At 37.8% G+C, this 18,749-nt stretch carries 16 protein-coding genes, 2 riboswitches and 1 other annotated feature; of the genes, 8 read left to right on the forward strand and 8 right to left on the reverse strand.

All coding sequences use genetic code 11. The annotated features are described in order from the left end of the window. The first annotated feature begins 62 nt into the window (after nucleotides 1-62). The 3 genes from P9E47_RS06175 (at nucleotide 63) to P9E47_RS06185 (ending at nucleotide 4,408) form a co-directional block, all read left to right on the forward strand. Complete coding sequence (locus tag P9E47_RS06175; protein WP_326162864.1) at nucleotides 63-1,433, forward strand: amino acid permease; 1,371 nt, start codon at nucleotides 63-65, stop codon at nucleotides 1,431-1,433. A gap of 46 nt (nucleotides 1,434-1,479) precedes the next feature. Beyond that, nucleotides 1,480-1,721 (forward strand) — a binding site (T-box leader). A 51-nt stretch (nucleotides 1,722-1,772) separates the two neighbouring features. Beyond that, nucleotides 1,773-3,107, forward strand: a complete 1,335-nt coding sequence (brnQ, locus tag P9E47_RS06180; RefSeq protein ID WP_003330605.1) for a branched-chain amino acid transport system II carrier protein — start codon at nucleotides 1,773-1,775, stop codon at nucleotides 3,105-3,107. Between the two features lie 149 nt (nucleotides 3,108-3,256). Further along, nucleotides 3,257-4,408: an AbrB family transcriptional regulator gene (locus tag P9E47_RS06185; RefSeq protein ID WP_326162865.1), complete on the forward strand. Its 1,152-nt coding sequence runs from the start codon at nucleotides 3,257-3,259 to the stop codon at nucleotides 4,406-4,408. A gap of 18 nt (nucleotides 4,409-4,426) precedes the next feature. Here the strand turns inward: P9E47_RS06185 and P9E47_RS06190 are convergent, their stop codons facing one another. Continuing rightward, the gene (locus tag P9E47_RS06190; protein ID WP_326162866.1) at nucleotides 4,427-6,268 is read right to left on the reverse strand and encodes an SLC13 family permease; all 1,842 of its coding nucleotides are present in this window, start codon (nucleotides 6,266-6,268) and stop codon (nucleotides 4,427-4,429) included. Between the two features lie 185 nt (nucleotides 6,269-6,453). On the opposite strand from P9E47_RS06190, the gene P9E47_RS06195 reads away from it, so the two are divergent. Next, on the forward strand, nucleotides 6,454-7,140 hold the full coding sequence (locus P9E47_RS06195) for a YjjG family noncanonical pyrimidine nucleotidase (RefSeq protein ID WP_003330608.1): 687 nt from the start codon (nucleotides 6,454-6,456) through the stop codon (nucleotides 7,138-7,140). Between the two features lie 70 nt (nucleotides 7,141-7,210). On the opposite strand, the gene acsA is transcribed toward P9E47_RS06195, so the two are convergent. The 5 genes from acsA to P9E47_RS06220 all read right to left on the reverse strand — a co-directional run bounded on the left by acsA (nucleotide 7,211) and on the right by P9E47_RS06220 (nucleotide 12,364). Beyond that, entirely contained in the window at nucleotides 7,211-8,920 is a 1,710-nt protein-coding gene (gene acsA / locus P9E47_RS06200) for an acetate--CoA ligase (protein WP_003330609.1), read from the reverse strand. A 13-nt stretch (nucleotides 8,921-8,933) separates the two neighbouring features. After that, a complete protein-coding gene (locus P9E47_RS06205) occupies nucleotides 8,934-9,665 on the reverse strand; it encodes an ABC transporter ATP-binding protein (protein ID WP_003330610.1) in 732 nt (243 codons plus the stop codon). A gap of 13 nt (nucleotides 9,666-9,678) precedes the next feature. Further along, entirely contained in the window at nucleotides 9,679-10,518 is an 840-nt protein-coding gene (locus tag P9E47_RS06210; RefSeq protein WP_326162868.1) for an ABC transporter permease, read from the reverse strand. A 37-nt stretch (nucleotides 10,519-10,555) separates the two neighbouring features. After that, entirely contained in the window at nucleotides 10,556-11,575 is a 1,020-nt protein-coding gene (locus tag P9E47_RS06215; protein ID WP_003330613.1) for an aliphatic sulfonate ABC transporter substrate-binding protein, read from the reverse strand. Between the two features lie 186 nt (nucleotides 11,576-11,761). Then, nucleotides 11,762-11,870, reverse strand: a riboswitch (SAM riboswitch). An 85-nt stretch (nucleotides 11,871-11,955) separates the two neighbouring features. Then, a riboswitch (SAM riboswitch) is annotated at nucleotides 11,956-12,062 on the reverse strand. Between the two features lie 176 nt (nucleotides 12,063-12,238). Next, the gene (locus tag P9E47_RS06220) at nucleotides 12,239-12,364 is read right to left on the reverse strand and encodes a hypothetical protein (protein WP_268869816.1); all 126 of its coding nucleotides are present in this window, start codon (nucleotides 12,362-12,364) and stop codon (nucleotides 12,239-12,241) included. Nucleotides 12,365-12,810: 446 nt separating this feature from the next. Here P9E47_RS06220 and P9E47_RS06225 point away from each other — a divergent pair, with 446 nt between their 5' ends. After that, a complete protein-coding gene (locus tag P9E47_RS06225; protein ID WP_003330614.1) occupies nucleotides 12,811-13,377 on the forward strand; it encodes a thioredoxin family protein in 567 nt (188 codons plus the stop codon). Between the two features lie 85 nt (nucleotides 13,378-13,462). Here the strand turns inward: P9E47_RS06225 and P9E47_RS06230 are convergent, their stop codons facing one another. Beyond that, nucleotides 13,463-15,628 carry a carbohydrate-binding domain-containing protein gene (locus tag P9E47_RS06230; RefSeq protein WP_003330615.1) on the reverse strand — a complete coding sequence of 722 codons (2,166 nt, stop codon included), beginning with the start codon at nucleotides 15,626-15,628 and terminating at the stop codon, nucleotides 13,463-13,465. A 26-nt stretch (nucleotides 15,629-15,654) separates the two neighbouring features. Next, nucleotides 15,655-16,197 (reverse strand): HAMP domain-containing protein, encoded by a 543-nt coding sequence (locus tag P9E47_RS06235; protein ID WP_003330616.1) that lies wholly within the window; start codon nucleotides 16,195-16,197, stop codon nucleotides 15,655-15,657. A 184-nt stretch (nucleotides 16,198-16,381) separates the two neighbouring features. On the opposite strand from P9E47_RS06235, the gene P9E47_RS06240 reads away from it, so the two are divergent. The 3 genes from P9E47_RS06240 to P9E47_RS06250 all read left to right on the forward strand — a co-directional run. Next, on the forward strand, nucleotides 16,382-17,068 hold the full coding sequence (locus tag P9E47_RS06240; RefSeq protein WP_003330617.1) for a response regulator transcription factor: 687 nt from the start codon (nucleotides 16,382-16,384) through the stop codon (nucleotides 17,066-17,068). Beyond that, nucleotides 17,061-18,356 (forward strand): sensor histidine kinase, encoded by a 1,296-nt coding sequence (locus P9E47_RS06245; RefSeq protein WP_003330618.1) that lies wholly within the window; start codon nucleotides 17,061-17,063, stop codon nucleotides 18,354-18,356. The genes P9E47_RS06240 and P9E47_RS06245 overlap by 8 nt, the downstream gene beginning before the upstream one ends. Nucleotides 18,357-18,540: 184 nt before the next feature. After that, nucleotides 18,541-18,749, forward strand: a 209-nt coding sequence (locus tag P9E47_RS06250) for a VTC domain-containing protein (RefSeq protein WP_326162869.1), incomplete at its 3' end; no start/stop codon positions are given.

The following is an 18,749-nucleotide window of genomic DNA, read 5'->3' on the forward strand; positions in this document are numbered from 1 at the left end:
TTTTTTGTTGCCTAATGTCCTTGTGAATAATATCAAAATAGTATCTACAGGGGGCGTAAAAATTGGCTACAAAGGAATTAAAACGTGATTTAAAAAACCGTCATGTCCAGCTTATTGCAATTGGGGGCACGATCGGTACAGGTTTATTTTTAGGATCAGGAAAGTCAATCCAACTGGCTGGTCCATCGATTATTTTCACCTATTTACTTGTCGGTATTGCATTGTTTTTTGTTATGAGGGCTCTGGGAGAGTTGCTTTTATCTAATTCCGGTTATAAGTCTTTCACTGACTTTGCTACCGACTATATCAGTCCTTGGGCGGGCTTTGTAACTGGTTGGACCTACTGGTTTTGCTGGATTATGACCGCAATGGCGGATATTATTGCAGTCGGTGTCTATACGCAATACTGGTTTGACATCCCACAATGGGTACCTGCTCTTATCTGTCTTGTTATTTTATTAGGTTTCAATTTATTAACCGTTAAGCTGTTCGGAGAATTAGAGTTTTGGTTTGCGATCATTAAAGTAATCACCATCATTGCTTTGATTATTGTTGGAATTGTCCTATTAGTTATAGGATTTCAAACGAATACTGGAACTGTTTCGGTCACAAATCTTTGGAGCCACGGGGGGATGTTCCCACACGGAGTAACGGGTTTCTTATTTTCATTACAAATGGTAGTCTTTGCTTTTGTCGGCGTGGAGTTGGTAGGCGTTTCAGCTGCAGAAACAGCTAATCCGCAAAAAAGTATACCATCCGCAATTAATAAAATCCCTGTTCGGATTCTACTTTTCTATGTTGGAGCACTTTTTGTTATTCTCTGTATTAATCCTTGGGATAAGTTGAGTGCATCAAGCAGCCCTTTCGTAGAAGTATTTTCATTGATTGGTATCCCGGTTGCTGCAGGTATTATCAATTTTGTCGTGTTGACATCTGCTGCATCTGCGTGCAATAGTGGTTTATTTTCAACGAGCAGAATTTTATATAATTTGAGTTCCAATAAATTGGCACATCACAAATTTACGATTTTGAATAAGAATCATGTTCCAAGCAATGCCTTAGTTACGTCAGCGATTGTTCTTTCCGTCGGTGCCCTATTGAGCAAGGTTGTACCGGAGCAAGCTTTTACGATCGTTACAACGATCAGCGCCATCTGTTTCATTTGGGTTTGGAGCATTATTCTAATTTCACATATACGCTATACGAAGCGTCGTCCAGATTTAAGAGCGAAATCAACCTTTAAAGCTCCATTAACACCGTTTATTAATTATGTTGTTTTAGCTTTATTTGCATTTATTTTAGTAGTTATGCTCTTTGCAAAGGATACACGAATTCCATTATTATTAACACCACTTTGGTTTATTATTTTGACATTCATCTACAATTCGTGCCATAGTTCCCGACCCTCTGTCCCAATGAAAAAATTTAAATAAAACTATTGACTAATAATTTAAAGTTTTGCTAATATACTATCAAACAAGAAAATCAATGACGAGAAGAGTAAGATAAAATCCCCGTTCCCCAGAGAGTCGATGCTTGGTGAAAATCGACGTTCAGGCTTTATCCGAAAATCATCTCTGAGATGCAAAGCTGAAAACAGTAAGCTTTGACGGGTTGTCCGCCGTTACGATGGAACACGTATGATGGTACGTTGACTGAGTGTCGTATATTTATATATACGGAATAAGGGTGGTAACGCGAGCTATAGACTCGTCCCTATTTTTGGGACGGGTCTTTTTGTTTTTTAAAAATAACAAAAGGAGAGATTGATGATGAAAAAACTGGATACTTTATTTATCGGATTTATGCTATTTTCAATGTTCTTTGGAGCTGGAAATCTAATTTTTCCACCAGTGCTTGGTGCAAGTTCGGGAGTGAACTACTGGTTGGCAATGGCAGGTTTTATCGTAACAGGAGTCGGTCTTCCTTTCATCGTTCTTTTAGCTATTTCATTAGTAAAGGGCGGTGTACAAACAATAGGAAATCGGGTACATCCTGTTTTTAGTACGGTATTTACAGTTGCTGTTTATTTATGTATCGGACCTTTCTTAGCAATCCCCAGAAATGCAAATGTGGCTTTTGAAATGGGTTTTGCCCCTTATATGGGTGGATCAATGAATAAGACATTAGTTTTATTATTGTTTTCTGTATTATTTTTCGCACTTGTCTATATGGTTAGTTTAAATCCTACTAAAATGGAAAAGTATATGGGTCGTTTTATTACCCCGACTCTACTTCTTGCAATGGTTGTATTATGTGTAGTCGGCTTTGTTAAGCTTGATTCGCCATTTCAACACCCAACAGAGCAATATACATCAGGTGCCTTTTTCACAGGATTTCTTGAAGGATATAACACGATGGACGCCCTTGCTGCTCTAGCTTTTGGGATTGTAATTCTTTCGGCAATCAAAAAACGCGGTGTAAAAGACAGTAAACAATTAAGAAACTATACTTTAAAAGCAAGTTTAATTGCAGGAATCTTACTATCAATGATCTATGTTTGTCTTGGTGTAATTGGTGCAAGAATGGCTGGAACAGGAACATTTGAAAATGGGACGGAAATTCTTTCTACTGCTGCAACTTTGTTATTAGGTCAAAACGGTACGATGTTACTTGGCTTAATTTTTACACTTGCTTGTTTTACTACAGTTGTTGGATTAACTACTGCATGTGGCCATTATTTTTCAGAATTAATTCCGAAAGCCAATTATAAAACAGTTATTTTGGTTGTTACATTGGTTGGTTTTACATTATCAAATTTAGGCTTAAATCAAATCTTGAAAGTTTCGGTTCCATTCTTAGTAACGGCTTATCCGTTGACTATTGTATTGATCACATTAACCTTCTTCAGCCGCTACTATAGAAGCCAAAGAAAAGTTTATGGCAGCGCGATGTTATTTACAGGAATTGTTGCTGTAATGGGGGGATTAAATGCATTCGGCCTTGATCTTGGACCATTGCAAACGATGAAAGAAATGCTTCCTCTTTCCTCTGTCGGAATGGAATGGGTTGTTCCCGCTCTTGTTGGTACTGTTACGGGGTTAGTATTAGACAAATTCGGGGCAAAACCTCAGGTTGTTGAGAATTTAGAGGCGAAGGCTTCATAAGCGGGACACAGAGGTCGGGGTTTTGGGACACAGGGTCGGGTTCTCCGGCCCATTTTCTATTGAATTGGGAAATCCTATTCGTAGTTCAATTCACTTACTTGTATTATAATTTTATAATATAAGTATCTTACAACAAAGAAGGTTTTATAATGGCAACATTGCGTTTACGGACGAATCATAAAACAATACAATTCTTAGGTACACTTGTAATCGCAAGCATCGGTGGGTTCATCTTTACCCTATTTGGATTGCCCATACCTTGGTTATTGGGTTCGATGACGGCTATTTTAATTACATCTCGCTTCCGGTCAGTTCAATTTTTAACTTGGCCAAGATGGATTAGAGATACTGGATTAATCATAGTTGGTTATTCAATTGGTTTATCCTTTACCCAAAGCTCTCTCCTACAAATGATTGTCAAACTTCCTTCCATGCTTCTAATAACCTTGACAATCACCATCATCGCAGCCATTGGTGCTTACTTGGTTTCTAGACTTTCAGGGGTGGACTACCCCACCGTTTTAACCGGGAGTATTCCTGGTGGACTTACCCAAATGATTATTTTTGCGGAAGAGGTGAAAGGGATTGATATAACGACAGTCACCTTCTTTCAGGTTACAAGAATGCTCATGATAGTTATTTTTGTTCCATTACTTATTTTCTCCCCTTTATTTCCTATGGGAGAAATTCCAGTAACATCTGGAACACTTCTAAATGAAGTGACACTTAAGGAATTTCCAGTAACATTACTCGTTTTCTTTTTGTTCCTATCTTTCATTTTTGCCAAAATGGGTAAAAAGCTTAAGTTACCAACTGCCTATCTAGTAGGTCCTATTCTGGGCACGGCAATCCTAAATGTTTTGGGCTTTGGAGGGCCAGCAGCCCCTTCTTCATTATTAGATCTTTCCCAGTTAATGATTGGCGGGTATATTGGATTATTATTGAAACCAGAAAAATTGCAAAACAAAGCAAAAATCATTCCATTAGCCCTTCTAAACGGGGTGGTAATGGTTGGCGCTTCTTTTGCCCTTAGCTTTATATTTATGCACTTCTACCAATTTTCACTCGCGACAGCCTTCTTAAGTCTAGCCCCTGGTGGAATGGAACAAATGGCCATCATTGCTCATGAGGTGAACGCAGACCTATCTATGGTAACCGGCTATCAATTGTTCAGATTGTTTTTTATTTATTTCGCCGTACCACCCATACTTAAATGGGTCTTACTACAACATAATCGAAGAAAGCAAAAACGGGACACAGGGTCGGGTTCTTTGGCTCAAAATCATAGTGGAAGAGGCTGACCTAAGGTCAGCCTCTATTTAAAATGAAAAAATCATTGGAATTGCCAGCATCATTACGATAAACATGACAATTTGCATTGGAATACCGATTTTCACAAAGTCGCTGAATTTGTAGCCACCTGCTGTCATGACCAACGCATTCGTCGGTGATGCAACTGGTGTAGCGAAGGCCATACTGGCTGCAACCGCAACTGCAATCAAAAACGGATACGGGCTAACGCCGATACCAACTGCGGCATTCATCGCAATTGGAGCAAACAAAACAGCTGTTGCCGTATTGCTAATAAATTGCCCAAACACCATGGTGACTAAATAAATACCAATCAATACGCCAGTCGGTCCATAATCACCGAGCAAACGAATAATCCCTTCGGACAGATACACCATTCCGCCTGTTTTTTCTAATGCTGTAGCTAAAGGAAGCATGCAAGCGATTAAGACTATGCTTTCCCAGTTTAATTGACCATAGGCGTCATCCATATTCCGCAAACATCCAGTAATGATCATTAACACGGCACCAATTAACACTGAAATGACTGGAGCAAAGACTTCCAAAATCATTAAAACGACCATGAAAAGTAGAATAATTCCGGCTATTGGTGCTTTTCCACTAGCGGAAGCCATACTTGCATGCACTTTCGGCTGACCAACAACAACAACATCTTTTGTTTCTTTAGAAAGTAAGTCAATTTCGTCCCACGATCCTTGCACCAAAAGGGCATCACCGAATCGAAGGTGGACATTCGACATTTCTTTTAATATATATGTACCTTTGCGATTAATCCCGATAATATTTAAATTATATTTTTCCCGAAAGTCAATTTCACGAATCGTTTTGTTAATTAATTTTGAATAAGGAGTTAAAAGTACCTCTGCAACCCCAAGTTGGCTAGATACGAGATGATCACTTTCAAGCTCTTCTGTTTCTAATATGAGTTGATAATCATTCACTAATTTTTCAACCTGCGCACGAGAACCTTGAATATAAAGAATGTCCTTGGCATGGATTACACTTGCTGGCCCAGCCATCTCTTGATATGTAATCGGCAAAAGACTTCTGCCCTCTCCGGCTTTTCGATCAATTTTCAAAATACATAGCTGATATTGTGCCGGGATCTTTAAATCTGACAACAATTTATCTACCATCGGAGATCCTTCCGTAATTTGAACTCGATGTAAAATTCCTTCTAAATGATAGTTTTGAATAAGATCCTTAGGGGACAATTGATTGTTTTCTGTTTGCTTTTTGTTTTGCCCATTCGGCAGCAATATATTTCTTACTAAAAAAAGATAAATAATCCCTGTTGTCGCTGCAATAATCCCAATTGGGGTTATATCAAAAAATTTCAAACGTTCAAAGCCATGCTCCACCAACGTTTGGCTGATTATCAAATTGGGTGGAGAAGCAATTAATGTCATTAACCCTGATAAGCTTGCTGCATAAGAAAGTGGGATTAAAAACTTTGAAACATCTTTTTTAATACTTATCGCAATGCTGATCACAACCGGCAGCATAATCGCAACTGTTCCGGTATTACTCATAAATGACCCAACAAAAATCACTATTAATAATAGTAAAACAAATAATTTTTTCTCGCTGTTACCGGACCAATCTAAAAGCAGATTACCAGCCTTTTGTGCAAGGCCTGTACGAAGAATACCTGCTCCTACAACAAATAAACCGGCAATCATGATAACAACTGAGTTTGAAAATCCAGCCAAAGCCTCTGCTGGTTCCAATATTCCTGTCAAAACAAGAGCTAACAAAGCTAACAAACTAACAAAATCAGCACGAATTCGATTGCTCATGAAAAGGGCGATCGTAATCCCCAGAATTAAAAACGTAATTATAAGTTGCATTGATATAATTTTCCTCCAAGATTTTAGGGCAACAATTAATACTTGTTGAAGATCCCCCCCTCATTGTATGAAACTTCTGAGGTTTAATCCATTGTAAATCAAAATAAGTCATAATATAGCCATTTCTTTTCAAATGATAGTACAATAGGTAAAAACATAAAGGAAACCATCCAGAGGTGAGCATATTGAAAAGGTACAAAACCCTATTATTCGATGTTGATGATACACTCTTAGACTTTGGTGCTGCGGAAAGTGCGGCATTGCGTCAATTATTTAAGGAGCAGAAATTAACCTTAACGCCAGAAATAGAATCCCATTACAAAAAATTCAACAAAGGACTTTGGTGGTCTTATGAGGCTGGTGAGATCAGCCGGGATGAATTACTGAATTCCCGCTTTTCGAAGTTTTTTAGGGAATACGGTCAAGAAGTCGATGGAATATTGTTAGAAAAGAGATTTCGAAGTTACTTAAGGGAAGGGTACCAACTAATTAATGGAGCCTTTGAATTGATTAAAGACTTGGAGAAGGAATTTGATCTGTATATTATCACAAATGGAGTGTCCGAAACTCAGGATAAACGTTTACGTGCTTCGGGGCTACATCCTCTATTTAAGAATGTTTTTGTTTCGGATGATATCGGTTATCAAAAGCCAAGGAAAGAATTCTTTGATTATGTTTTTTCACGGATTCCTAAATTCACCGAAAAACAAAGCTTAGTTATTGGTGATTCATTAGGTTCTGATATAAAAGGAGCCGAACTTGCGGGACTCGACTCCTGTTGGTTTAACCCGGAAAAGAATCCGAATAAAACAACCATTAAGCCAACCTATGAAATTAGGAAGCTTAATGAGCTTTATAAAATATTAAGCTAATAAATATACAAAAGGACCAGAGAACCCGTCCCTCTGTCCCGGGAAGCAGGAGAACCCCCTGCTTCCTATTTTATTCCCCTAATCTTTGCAGCTCTAATCGTTTAAGCTCTCTTCTTAAGATTTTCCCGCTTATTTTTGTTTTTGGTAATTCATCTAAGACTTCAATTTCGCGGGGAGCTGAATGGGCGGCAAGCTTTTGTCTTACAAAAAGACGGATTTCTTCTATTAAATGTGCGCTAGCTTCATACCCTTTTCTCAGCACAATAAATGCTTTTACAATCTCACCACGAAGTGGGTCTGGCTTACCAATGACACCCGCTTCAGCAACAGCTGGATGTTCGATCAATTTACTTTCGACTTCAAATGGGCCAATTCTTTCGCCTGATGAGTTGATCATGTCGTCACTGCGGCCTTGGAAAAAGATGTAGCCATCTTCATCAATCGTTGCTAAATCTCCGGATATATACCAGCCATCAAATTTAAAATAGGAATCATATTTCTCTTTATTTCTCCATACTTCCTTCATGATTCCTGGCCATGGCGCTTTTACTGCCAAATGACCAACTTCACCAGGCTGGAGGCGCTCGCCGTCATCATCTAACACGGCAATTTCAATTCCAGGAAAAGCCCTCCCCATTGAACCAGGCTTGATCACTTCAGATGGTAAATTCACAATTAACTGGGCACCGGTTTCAGTCATCCACCATGTATCATGAATTCTTCTCCCTAATACCTCCTGACCCCAATAAATCACTTCAGGATTCAAAGGCTCACCAACACTCAGCAAATGTCGCAATGAAGAAAGATCATACTCACACACAAGATCATTTCCCTCAGCCATTAACATTCTAAAGGCTGTTGGAGCACTGTACCAAACTGTTGTCTTAGTTCGCTCAATCGCTTTATACCAAGAATGCGCATCAAAGCGTCCTCCATTAATGACAATCGTCGCTCTATTTAACCATGGGGAAAAAATCCCGTATACAGTTCCGGTTACCCAACCTGGATGGGCCGTGCACCAATACACATCATCCTCTTTTAAATCGAGCACCCATTTCCCGGTTAAATATTGATGAATCATTGCCCGGTGCGCATGGATGATCCCCTTCGGTTTTCCTGTTGAGCCACTTGTATAATGGATGTTTAAACCATGTTCAAAATCGACCCATTCCAAAACGTTGTTATCTATTTCAGTGTTCCTTAACTCCCCCACTAATGAAATTTCTCCATTCAAGCATTGATCCACATCTTCTGTGTAAAAAATCTTTTTTAAAGTTGGCAGTTCATCCCTTGGAACACGAATCCCTAATTCCAAGTTGGTAATGAGATACCTTCCCTCACAATCTGAAATTCTATCTTTGATTGCTTCCTCCATAAAAGCTTCAAATAGTGGCCCTACGATTGCACCTAGTTTAATCACTGCCAAAGTAGCTATTAAACAATCAGGATGTTTAGGTAAAAAAACGAAGACAATATCACCTTTGTGAATCCCATGCTTCTTTAAAACTGTAGCCAAATGATCTGTTTTCTCTTTAACCTCTTTAAATGTATATTTAATTTCTTCTTCCCCGTTAACATAATGAATGGCTATTTTTTCACCGAACCCATCCGCCACATGACGGTCAATACACTCGTAAGCCATATTGACTTTGTTCGTTTTGTACCAGGAGAAATTCTTTTTCACTTCCTCCCAAGAAAACTCTTCACGAACCTTTTGATAATTAGAAAGATTATAGTCTCCCCGGGCAGGATTTAGATATTTTACTAAAGATGTAATCAATTTTATAATCCCCTTACTCTTGTTTTGATAAGTCCAAGTGACTTAAAACTTTGTCTTTTAGCTGTGCAAGCAATAAATCTCCACGGGCTCTTGGTCTTGGCGCCTCAATTTTCAATTCTTCATACACAATGCCAGGCTGCCCTCTTAATATTAAAATCCGATCACAAAGATATAATGCCTCATCAATATCATGTGTTACTAACACAAATGTAGATTTATATTCATTCCAAATTGAAAGCAATAAATCTTGCAGCTTCATTTTCGTAAAAGCATCTAATGCACTGAAGGGCTCATCTAAAAGCAATATTTCCGGAGCTGATACAAGCGCCCTCGCAATTGCCACCCTTTGTGCCATACCACCTGATAGATCCTTTGGATACTGATTTTCAAAACCTGTTAACCCAACGGATTGAATTAATTGTTGCGCTTTTTTCTTCCGTTCTGATTGATCCTTTACTTTTAATCCAAAACCAACATTTTCAATAACAGTTAACCAAGGCATTAGCCTTGCTTCCTGAAACACCATTCCAATTTTTTTGTGAACTGAAGTGATAACCTCATCATTAATTTTGATCGTTCCTTTATAGCCTTGGTCCAAACCAGACAAAACCCTTAGCAAAGTGCTTTTCCCACAACCGCTTGTTCCAAGGATTCCAATAATCTCGCCTTCATTTACTGTCAAATCGATATTTTTAAAACCTGCTCCATTTTCAAACGTTCTTGTTACATTCTCAATTGCTAACATAATTTTTCCACCCTCAATTCCTCACAAAAGAGTCTTGCCAGTGCAGTGCTTTTCCCTCGAGCCCTTTTAGAAGGGAATCTGTTAGTTTTCCCATTATTGCAAATAGGACGATACTAGCGATGATTAACTCTGGTGAATACGTATTTTGTCCATAAACTAATAAATATCCAATGCCTTTACTTGCACCCATTAATTCTGCGGCAACGACAAACATCCAGCCTAATCCTAAACCACTGCGGATACCAACTAAGAATGATGGCAATGATGCAGGTAAAATGATTCTTTTTATCAATTGATAGGTTGTAAAATTATAGATACGCCCTACCTCAATTATTTTGCGGTCAACACCTTGAATCCCGGAAACAATATTTAAATAAACCGGGAAAAATACCCCAACTGCAATTAACGCAATTTTAGATGGCTCCCCGATCCCCATCCATAAAATAAATAGAGGAACCCATGCTAACGATGGAATAGAACGAAATGCCTGGAATATAGGATCAAGTAAAAGCTCTGCTTTTTTCAAATAGCCAACAATAGCTCCTAGGACAACTGCAAACCCTACGCCAAGTACAAATCCGAAGAAAATACGGTATAGCGTTATACCTAGATGGCCCCAAAGCGTTCCATCCTGTCCCATTTCAATAATCTTACTAATAATAATCGTCGGAGCAGGTAATAAATGCTTTGGAAAAACACCGATCTTACTTAAAAACTCCCAAGCTATGATTAATATTACCGGCAGGATACTTCCCCAAATAAGGGGCTGCAGTTTACCTGATCGTTGGACGGACTTTTTCGTTTTCTTCCCTATTCCAATATTCCCAACAACTGAAGCACTATTTCTTTCCATCTTATTGAATTCCCCTTTCTTGTGGGTGTCGGACCCTTTACTTAATAACCTCTTTCGCAAATTCAGGATTAATTAATTCATTAACAAGCGTTGATACATCTGTGTTCTTATCGATAATGTCTCCCTTTTGCAATACTATTCCGGCAGCATTTAATGCTTCAATTTGCTTCTCTCCTGGTACTGGTTCAGAGAAATCATTACGCTCTAATTGCTTCTTCGCTACCTCTGGTGAAATTTGGGCATGTTTTACAAGGATTTCAGCTAATTCATCTGGATTTTCAATTGCCCATTTTCTTGCTTTCTCATAAACTTCGATAACCTTTTTCACTTGTTCTGGATATTCTTTTGCAAATTCGCTGCGAACATTTAGAACTCCGTACGTATTGAAATCTACATTTCGGTAAAACAGATTTGCCTTTGTTTCAACCTCAACTCTTGCCATATGTGGGTCAAGTCCTGCCCATGCATCCACTTGATTCGTTGCTAACGCTGAAGCACCGTCACTATGCTGTAAAGCCACGATTTCAATATCTTTTGCTGTTAGCCCAACCTCATCTAATGCACGAAGTAAGAAAATATAAGGATCTGTACCAACTGTTGCCGCTACTTTTTTACCTTTTAATTCTTCAACAGATTTTATTGCTGAATCTTTACCTGTAACTAATGCTGTCCATTCAGGCTTTGAATAAATATAGACGGATTCAATTGGAGCCCCTTTCGCTTTTGCCATTAAGGCTGCCGCACCCGCTGTCGAACCAAAATCCGCGCTGCCACTGTTTAAAAACTCCAGTGCTTTATTACTTCCTTGACTTAATACGAACTCTATTTTTATATCATCTTGGGCGAATGCTTCTTCAACCCAACCGAATTCTTTAAGTACTAAGCTTGTTGGTGAATAGTAAGCATAATCGAGAACAATCTTTTTCGGCTTTTTGGCTTCTCCCCCACTATTCTCACCTTCAGCACCGGTATTATTTGACGAACTTGAACTGCTTGAGCAACCAACAACTCCAATCAATAATAATGTGCTTAATATAATTCCAATTAGTTTTTTCATTTTCTCTTCCTCTTTTCATTTGTCATATTTTAGATGCAAGATTATGTCGTTAGATTTTTATTTCAATTATGTTTTTTCGCCATTTTATTACCTCCTATTTCGATGTATAAACTTAGATTTATACGCCTAAGGGAGGGGTTTTCTGTAAAATGAAAAACCCCTCTCCATAAGAAGAGGAGCCACCTCCTCTTATCTTCCAGACATGATCTTGTCTGCAGGATTTAGCACCTTACAAGCATTGCTTGTGGTTGCCGAACTTCTTCGGGCCTGTTCCCTCCGTCACTCTTGATAAGAGATTTACTTTTATTCAATTGTTCATTTGAATCAAAATCAAAAAAACCTTCATCCGATAAGGAAGAAGGGTTTTGTAGCCTCATTCAACCTTATCTTTCAGACAATTTTGTCTGCAGGATTTAGCACCTTACAAGCATCGCTTGTGGTTGCCGGACTTCTTCGGGCCTGTTCCCTCCGTCACTCTTGATAAGTAAATTTATTTATTTTTTAAAATTATGATAATTTGGATTATAGAGTAATTTATTTCCACCGTCAACCTTTTTTATATAAATAAAAAAATAAACAGTTCACTCCAGAATGAGTGAACTGTCCAACCTTCTTCTTTATCAACTTGTACTCATCTGCCTTGAAAGGGCTTTCCAAATACAATTATTTGAAACTTATGTTTTCCTCACGTAATACGGATTTTTGCCAATTTACTTGTTTTTGTTCTTGCTCTTTCATATGTGACTTAATCATTTTAATAACTCGCTTATTTAATTTCTTTTTTGTCATCTTCTCTCCTCCAATTTTCATCTATGGTATTTTGTTAACTTACTTCCTTGCTTGCTGTTACCATTAATCTCTAAAGAACATTCTTTACAAACACCCAACCTACATTCCTCCTCTGAAAACTTCCGTCGGGAGTATTCGATACTGGCTTGCTTAACTTATACAGTTTTGTCTCTAAAGTTTTGTGTCTACATATTCAACGATAACGACTACCATTACGTACAATGTGCAATTTGGAAACTAACCCATAGATAAAAAAGAAGAAGGTATTAGTGAAATTATATTAAATTAATCGAATTTTCACAATATAGTTTTAGTAAAATAAAGGTGGTAATTTTTCACTTTCACTAAATTTTCAAAAAGTGTTCCCTTGAGCACAAAAATTTAGGAATTAATAATAATATGGTAAGATGGGAAAAACCGGAATTCCGAGGAGGATTGGGTCTTTTATGTCATTAAACAATTGGTTTTCAAAAGGAATGACTTTTACAGAATACGTGAATTACATGCAAGTAAATCGGCCTGAGTTAGAGGGAGTATATAAAGAATTAGAACTAAACCACGAAGATGTTCAGTATTTTTCGGAGTTAAAAAATAAGAACCTTAGAATCATTACTCTAACTGCCGATTGGTGTGGAGATGCAGCACTTTGTGTACCTGTTTTGCAAAGGCTGGCTGAAGTTGCCTCAATCGAGACGAGATTTCTTATTCGAGATGAAAATTTGGAGCTAATGGATCAATATTTAACAAATGGGACATCCCGCTCTATTCCAATCTTTATTTTTATTGATGAAAAGGGTGAAGAACAAGCTGTTTGGGGTCCAAGGTCACCGGAGGTCCAACAATTTGTATCTGAAAAAAGAACTGAATTGCCACCACAGGATGCTCCGGATTTTCCTGATAAACAAAAAGCGATGTTTGCATCATTCAAAAAAACAGTAACAACTGAGCCTAGGTATTGGCAATCCGTTGTTTCAGATGTTCGAAAAAGATTGGAAACACGAATATGTCAGTAAATTTTATAGAATAATATCCTTAAAGCAAGGGGAAGGTGCTTTTGGTTAAACAATAACGCAAAAGCACCTTCCCCTTAATCGTTTTTTATTGTCTAGGCCCTCTTTTAGGGGACTCCACACCTAGTTCTGTTAATTGAGCTTGTGCTTCCTCTCTTGTAATGCTACCAGCTCTTTCTTGATCCATAATTGATCTTACTTTTTCCATCGTTGCTTCATCCAAATCCTTAAATATATCACCCGGGTTGTCTCCTGATCCGCCTGGTCGATTTTGACCTCCACCTGGATTGAATCCTCCAGGCCCATGACTGCTGGCAGTTGTTATCCCTGTTTCATTTAGCCAAGTGACAGAGTCTGAAATGGTAAAGTCTACAACCTTTGTTCCACCTTGATAATCACCATCGCTATACAGTCCATTAATATCTTTTCCAGTTGAAGCCCCACCGGTGAATAGCGTGTAGGAAGAGCCTTTTTCTAGTTTGGGTGAACTAATAAAAACAGATTGATAGTCTTTTTCAGGTGCGAACGTTACGATTGACTCCCCTTTACTGTCCTCCAAATGAACAAGCGCCCCTGCTTTCTGTGTTTCAGGATAGGTCATTAATAAAGAGTATTGTGATGACTCCTCGGAAACTGCTTGAGCCATCCCTGAGCTTCCAACTGCAATCAAAAATCCACCACTCATATCAAAACTGTTGTCATAATCAAGAGGTCCGTTTCCATTAGATGTCGGTCCGTTTACAATAACTGTTCCACCTGTCATAGCTATTGATCCATTTGAATCAAGTCCATCACCATTTGCGTTAACTGTGATATATCCACCGTTGATTGTAAGCTTGTTTTCCTCTGAAGCAGTTTTTGTTTCATTATTCGAGCTAGCTTTTGATGCATTCTCGTTGTTCGCTTCACCAACAGGCCCTCTTGTCCCTTCAATCTGTGGAGGCACATCAAATCCTGAACCATCATTACCACCGCCAATGTTAATTCCATCATCACTGGCTGTTACATGAATTTCACCATCATTAACCGTGATGAGCTGGCTTTCTATCCCTTCATAGCTTTTTGTAATTGTTATTTTTCCACCAGTTGTTACAATCGATGAATCCGCATGAATACCATCATCACCGGTTGCTATCATAAAGTCACCATTTCCTATCTCAATGCTATCATTACTATGCACACCATCATCTAGAGAATCTATGGTAAAGGACCCACCCCCTACAGCAATTGCCGTACCTGCTTTTAAACCTTTTGCACTTTCTGAATCAGTATCCTCCGTGCTAACAGGCACAGCACTGCCGCCCCATGGCCCCCTCGCTTTTTCTTCAGAATTATTTATCACTTCTGGGCTTCCACCGCCGCTCTTAATTTTGTAAGAACCATCCGCAATCCATAATGATGTTTCCGCCTGTATGCCATCATTACCTGATGCTATGTCAAATGTACCTCCTTCAAGCGCAACTATTCCTTTAGAAGCATCTTTATCATTCGTGGACTTTATTCCATCGCCACCTGCTTCAATCACTATATTCCCTTCTTTGACGGCAAGTAAATCACGGCCCATTAACCCATCATCGACAGCTTTTATGTGAAGGTCACCGCCTGTAATTTTCAAATCATCCTTGCTGGCAATTCCATTATTATAGTTTCCTTGGACAATTAACTTTCCTGTACCATTAATAGTAAGATCATCCTTACTAAACAGTGCTGCATTAGGCTCAGCCTCTGATGAGTCATCGAAAACATATTGTTGTCCATCCGAAAGATAATTTTCTGTGCCTTCCGGTAAAGAGATCACTGTTTTTTCAGCCTTGGCTACATAAATGGCTGAACTATTGCTACAGTTAATCTTTGCCCCATTTAATACGAGCCGAACTGGACTTTTATCTTCGGCATCAATCACAATTTGCCCATCCAGCAATTCACCGCTTATCACATAAGTGCCGCCTGTTTTTATTGTAAGTCTATTATTATCATAAATCACAGGTGTTGCTGAATCGTAACTAACATCAGTCCCATTCAATTTAACTAGAATGGGATTTTCGTTTTCCCAATCATTGTAAAAGTCGCCTTTATCATACTTTACCTTTTCACTAATTAAAGCACTAACGTTTACAACGCTAACACTAGAACTCCCATTTTCAGTTTGAGCACCTTCAACTGCCTCTGAATCTAAATTGTTACTGCAAGCAAACAAGAGTGACGTACTCACTAAAATTGCTGCAGCTTTAAAATATTTTGTTTTCTTAGTCATCTTACTGAACTCCTTTTCTTAGTGAATTAAACTTTAAATTGTGAAACTAATTCCTGTAGCCTTCTTGATTGATCCTCCGTATTTACTGTTACAGTTTGGATAGAGGTAACGATGTCCTTCGTGGCCACACTGGTTTGTTCTGCACCTTCATAGAGTTGAATTGACATGGTTGAAACCTGTTCAGCCGTCTCATTTACCTGGGAAATCAAATTCTTCAGGTTTTTCTTCATATAGTTTACTGATTCAGTAAGTTCACCAAACTCGTCCTTTTGCTTGATTTTGATATCATCACCTGTAAAATCCCCTTCTGCCATCGCATGAATGGCAATGGAAAATTCATTAATTGATTTCTTAATGAGATGTGAGGTTACAAGGGCTATTGTTAGGCCTAAAATAATCGTAATATATGTAAAATCATCAATAGAACTCCGAACAGATTCAATGATTTCTTGATTTGAGTCATTCGTAACCGCTATCAAATTAGAATTTACGATAAAATTACTTGCAACAAATAGAAAAATTAATAATAAATAACTGAACATTAATTTTTTTCTAATGGTAAACCTCATTGTTTTATCCACCTTTTACTTATAATTTGGGTTATGTACTTGTTCCACTGCTTGCTTGTTTTACATTAAATTATCAACCTTAACAAAACCTTAAAATAGAAAATAAGTTGCAATTACGACAAATCGTCCTATAATCGAACATATCGAATGATGGATACTTGGAAACTTAGAAGGGGAGCTTGTGATGAAGCTATTAATTATCGAAGATGACAAATTCATCTCTGAAACAATAAAGGAAATCACACAAGAATTGTTTGAAACGGAACAAGCTTTTGACGGGGAGGAAGGGTTGTTTTTAGCCGAGCAAAATATTTTTGACGTAATTATCTTGGATATAATGCTGCCTAGTATGAATGGCTACGATGTATTACAAAACTTAAGGAACAAAAATATTTCGACACCGGTCATAATGCTTACAGCTAAAGGTGGGATTGATGATAAAATAAAAGGCTTTAAGGTTGGTGCTGATGATTATTTAGTAAAACCGTTTCACCGCGAAGAGCTGCTACTCCGCTTGGAGGCCATCGTTAGAAGGGCTGGAGGAGAGTTTAAAGAAAACGTCCTTACCTTCAAAGAATTAAAAATGAACCTTAAAAGTAAAACGGTGCACATTCGAGAAGACCTTATAAAATTGAATGGTAAGCAATTTGACCTGCTAGAATACCTTATTAACAATAAAAATACCATTCTTACAAAAGAACAAATATTTGATAGAATCTGGGGATTTGAATCAGATACGTCCACAACTGTCGTAGAGGTATACGCGAGTAATTTGCGCAAAAATTTAAAAAGCTGGAGCTATGATCAATATATCAAAACCTTTCGGGGCTTAGGTTATATGCTTTCAGAAAACGGTGATGAAAATGTCTAGACGGAGGATTTTTAGAAAACAACAACTAAAATTTATGGTTTTAAACCTAGTTGCTTTTACCATTATTTTTTCTATTTTCGGCATTATTATTTTTAGCCAAGTACAAAATACATTATTTTCAAAAACTGACGAAGAACTGATCGGCTTTAAAAATAAGATGCTTGCCGAAAATCTATTTTGGGAGACAAAACCCCATCCCCCCAATAAAGAATTTGAACGAAACGGTGCTCCTAAAGAAAAACAAAGACCTAATCCTCGGATAATTGTATTACATTGGAATAAAGATGGAGAAATCGTGAATCAAGGCGAAATTGGAACATTGCTATACGAAAATTATTTACTAGATTTCAAACTTGATGAAAAAGTTTTGGATACAATCACAAATATCACCATTAATGAGCAATACCATTTTCGTTATCTTCTCTTTGAAGATAGTAATGATAATGATGATATTGCCTATACACAATTATTAATGAACACGGATGCTGAACAAACCATCATTCATAATTTTGGGAAACTCATTATGATTTGTTCGCTAATTTTTATTATCCTTTCCATTTCTGCCAGCTACATCTTATCGAAAAAAATGATGCAACCAATTATCGCTGCATGGAATAAACAGGCTGAATTTGTTGAAAATGCATCACACGAATTGCGAACGCCATTAACTGTTATCCAAAATAAATTGGAGCTGCTCTTAAGGACACCGCAGGAAAAAATTGCCGATAAGTTTGAAAGCATTGCACTTAGCTTATCAGAAACTAGACGCTTATCTAAGCTCACCTCAAATTTATTAACGTTAGCGAGGGCTGATTCAGCGGAAACACAGTTAGTTCTCGAGTCCTTTCAATTTGATGATTTTGTTCAAAAGGTTAGTGAGCCCTATATAGAAATCGCAGAGTCACAGGATAAACATTTTTGGTTAAGTTTAAACAGTAAAATAAACATAAAGGCAGACAAAGAACGCTTGCATCAGCTATTAGTTATTTTGCTAGATAATGCCTTAAAATACACAAATGAACATGATAGCATCGGTGTTAAAACCTATATAGAAGATCAACAGATTGTTGTTGAAGTAACTGATACTGGTATTGGCATAAAAGAAGAAAATCTCCAAAATATTTTTGAGCGCTTCTATCGAGAAGATAAAGCCCGCTCGAGAGAAACTGGTGGTGTTGGTTTAGGATTATCCATTGCTCAATGGATTGTTGAAAAACACCATGGAACAATTTCAGTTTTGAAAAATCAACAAAAAGGAACAACCTTTATAGTAAAATTCCCAAAGTAGGGGTCGCAATGCTGCGGCCTCTTTTAATATTGTGCATCATTGTCTAGCTCCAGCGCCTCCAGTTTGTACGGCGATGAGCAAGGCGCTTCCGCTTTTCCAAGTCCTTTTAAGGTTTGTTTAAGGTTTGCCCCTAATAATGTGAATCAAGGAGTTGATCAACCTGTTAAAAAGGAGGCTTATCAGCATGAAAACTATGAGTTTAAATGGTGTCCAAGGTCGACATGAATTAAAACATGAGATTACTCAGATGGATTGTTATCTGCTTAGCAGTAAATTGAAACATGTGATGGAAATCGATCCCCATGCCGATCACGATGGAAAGTATCTGATTCGTAGCGTTTACTTTGATAATTTTGATAATAAAGTTTTAACTCAGAAAAAAGAAGGGTATTT

The sequence above is a fragment of the Schinkia azotoformans genome (genome assembly GCF_035811335.1).
Classification (GTDB): domain Bacteria; phylum Bacillota; class Bacilli; order Bacillales; family Bacillaceae_J; genus Schinkia; species Schinkia azotoformans.

What these genes read in the sequence shown, in the direction of transcription:
- brnQ (WP_003330605.1), top strand. Translation starts at nt 1,773, where the DNA reads ATGAAAAAACTGGATACTTTATTTATCGGATTTATGCTATTTTCAATG.
- P9E47_RS06220 (WP_268869816.1), bottom strand. Translation starts at nt 12,364, where the DNA reads ATGACAAAAAAGAAATTAAATAAGCGAGTTATTAAAATGATTAAGTCA.
- P9E47_RS06185 (WP_326162865.1), top strand. Translation starts at nt 3,257, where the DNA reads ATGGCAACATTGCGTTTACGGACGAATCATAAAACAATACAATTCTTA.
- P9E47_RS06205 (WP_003330610.1), bottom strand. Translation starts at nt 9,665, where the DNA reads ATGTTAGCAATTGAGAATGTAACAAGAACGTTTGAAAATGGAGCAGGT.
- P9E47_RS06230 (WP_003330615.1), bottom strand. Translation starts at nt 15,628, where the DNA reads ATGACTAAGAAAACAAAATATTTTAAAGCTGCAGCAATTTTAGTGAGT.
- P9E47_RS06240 (WP_003330617.1), top strand. Translation starts at nt 16,382, where the DNA reads ATGAAGCTATTAATTATCGAAGATGACAAATTCATCTCTGAAACAATA.
- P9E47_RS06245 (WP_003330618.1), top strand. Translation starts at nt 17,061, where the DNA reads ATGTCTAGACGGAGGATTTTTAGAAAACAACAACTAAAATTTATGGTT.
- P9E47_RS06210 (WP_326162868.1), bottom strand. Translation starts at nt 10,518, where the DNA reads ATGGAAAGAAATAGTGCTTCAGTTGTTGGGAATATTGGAATAGGGAAG.
- P9E47_RS06225 (WP_003330614.1), top strand. Translation starts at nt 12,811, where the DNA reads ATGTCATTAAACAATTGGTTTTCAAAAGGAATGACTTTTACAGAATAC.
- P9E47_RS06235 (WP_003330616.1), bottom strand. Translation starts at nt 16,197, where the DNA reads ATGAGGTTTACCATTAGAAAAAAATTAATGTTCAGTTATTTATTATTA.
- P9E47_RS06215 (WP_003330613.1), bottom strand. Translation starts at nt 11,575, where the DNA reads ATGAAAAAACTAATTGGAATTATATTAAGCACATTATTATTGATTGGA.
- P9E47_RS06190 (WP_326162866.1), bottom strand. Translation starts at nt 6,268, where the DNA reads ATGCAACTTATAATTACGTTTTTAATTCTGGGGATTACGATCGCCCTT.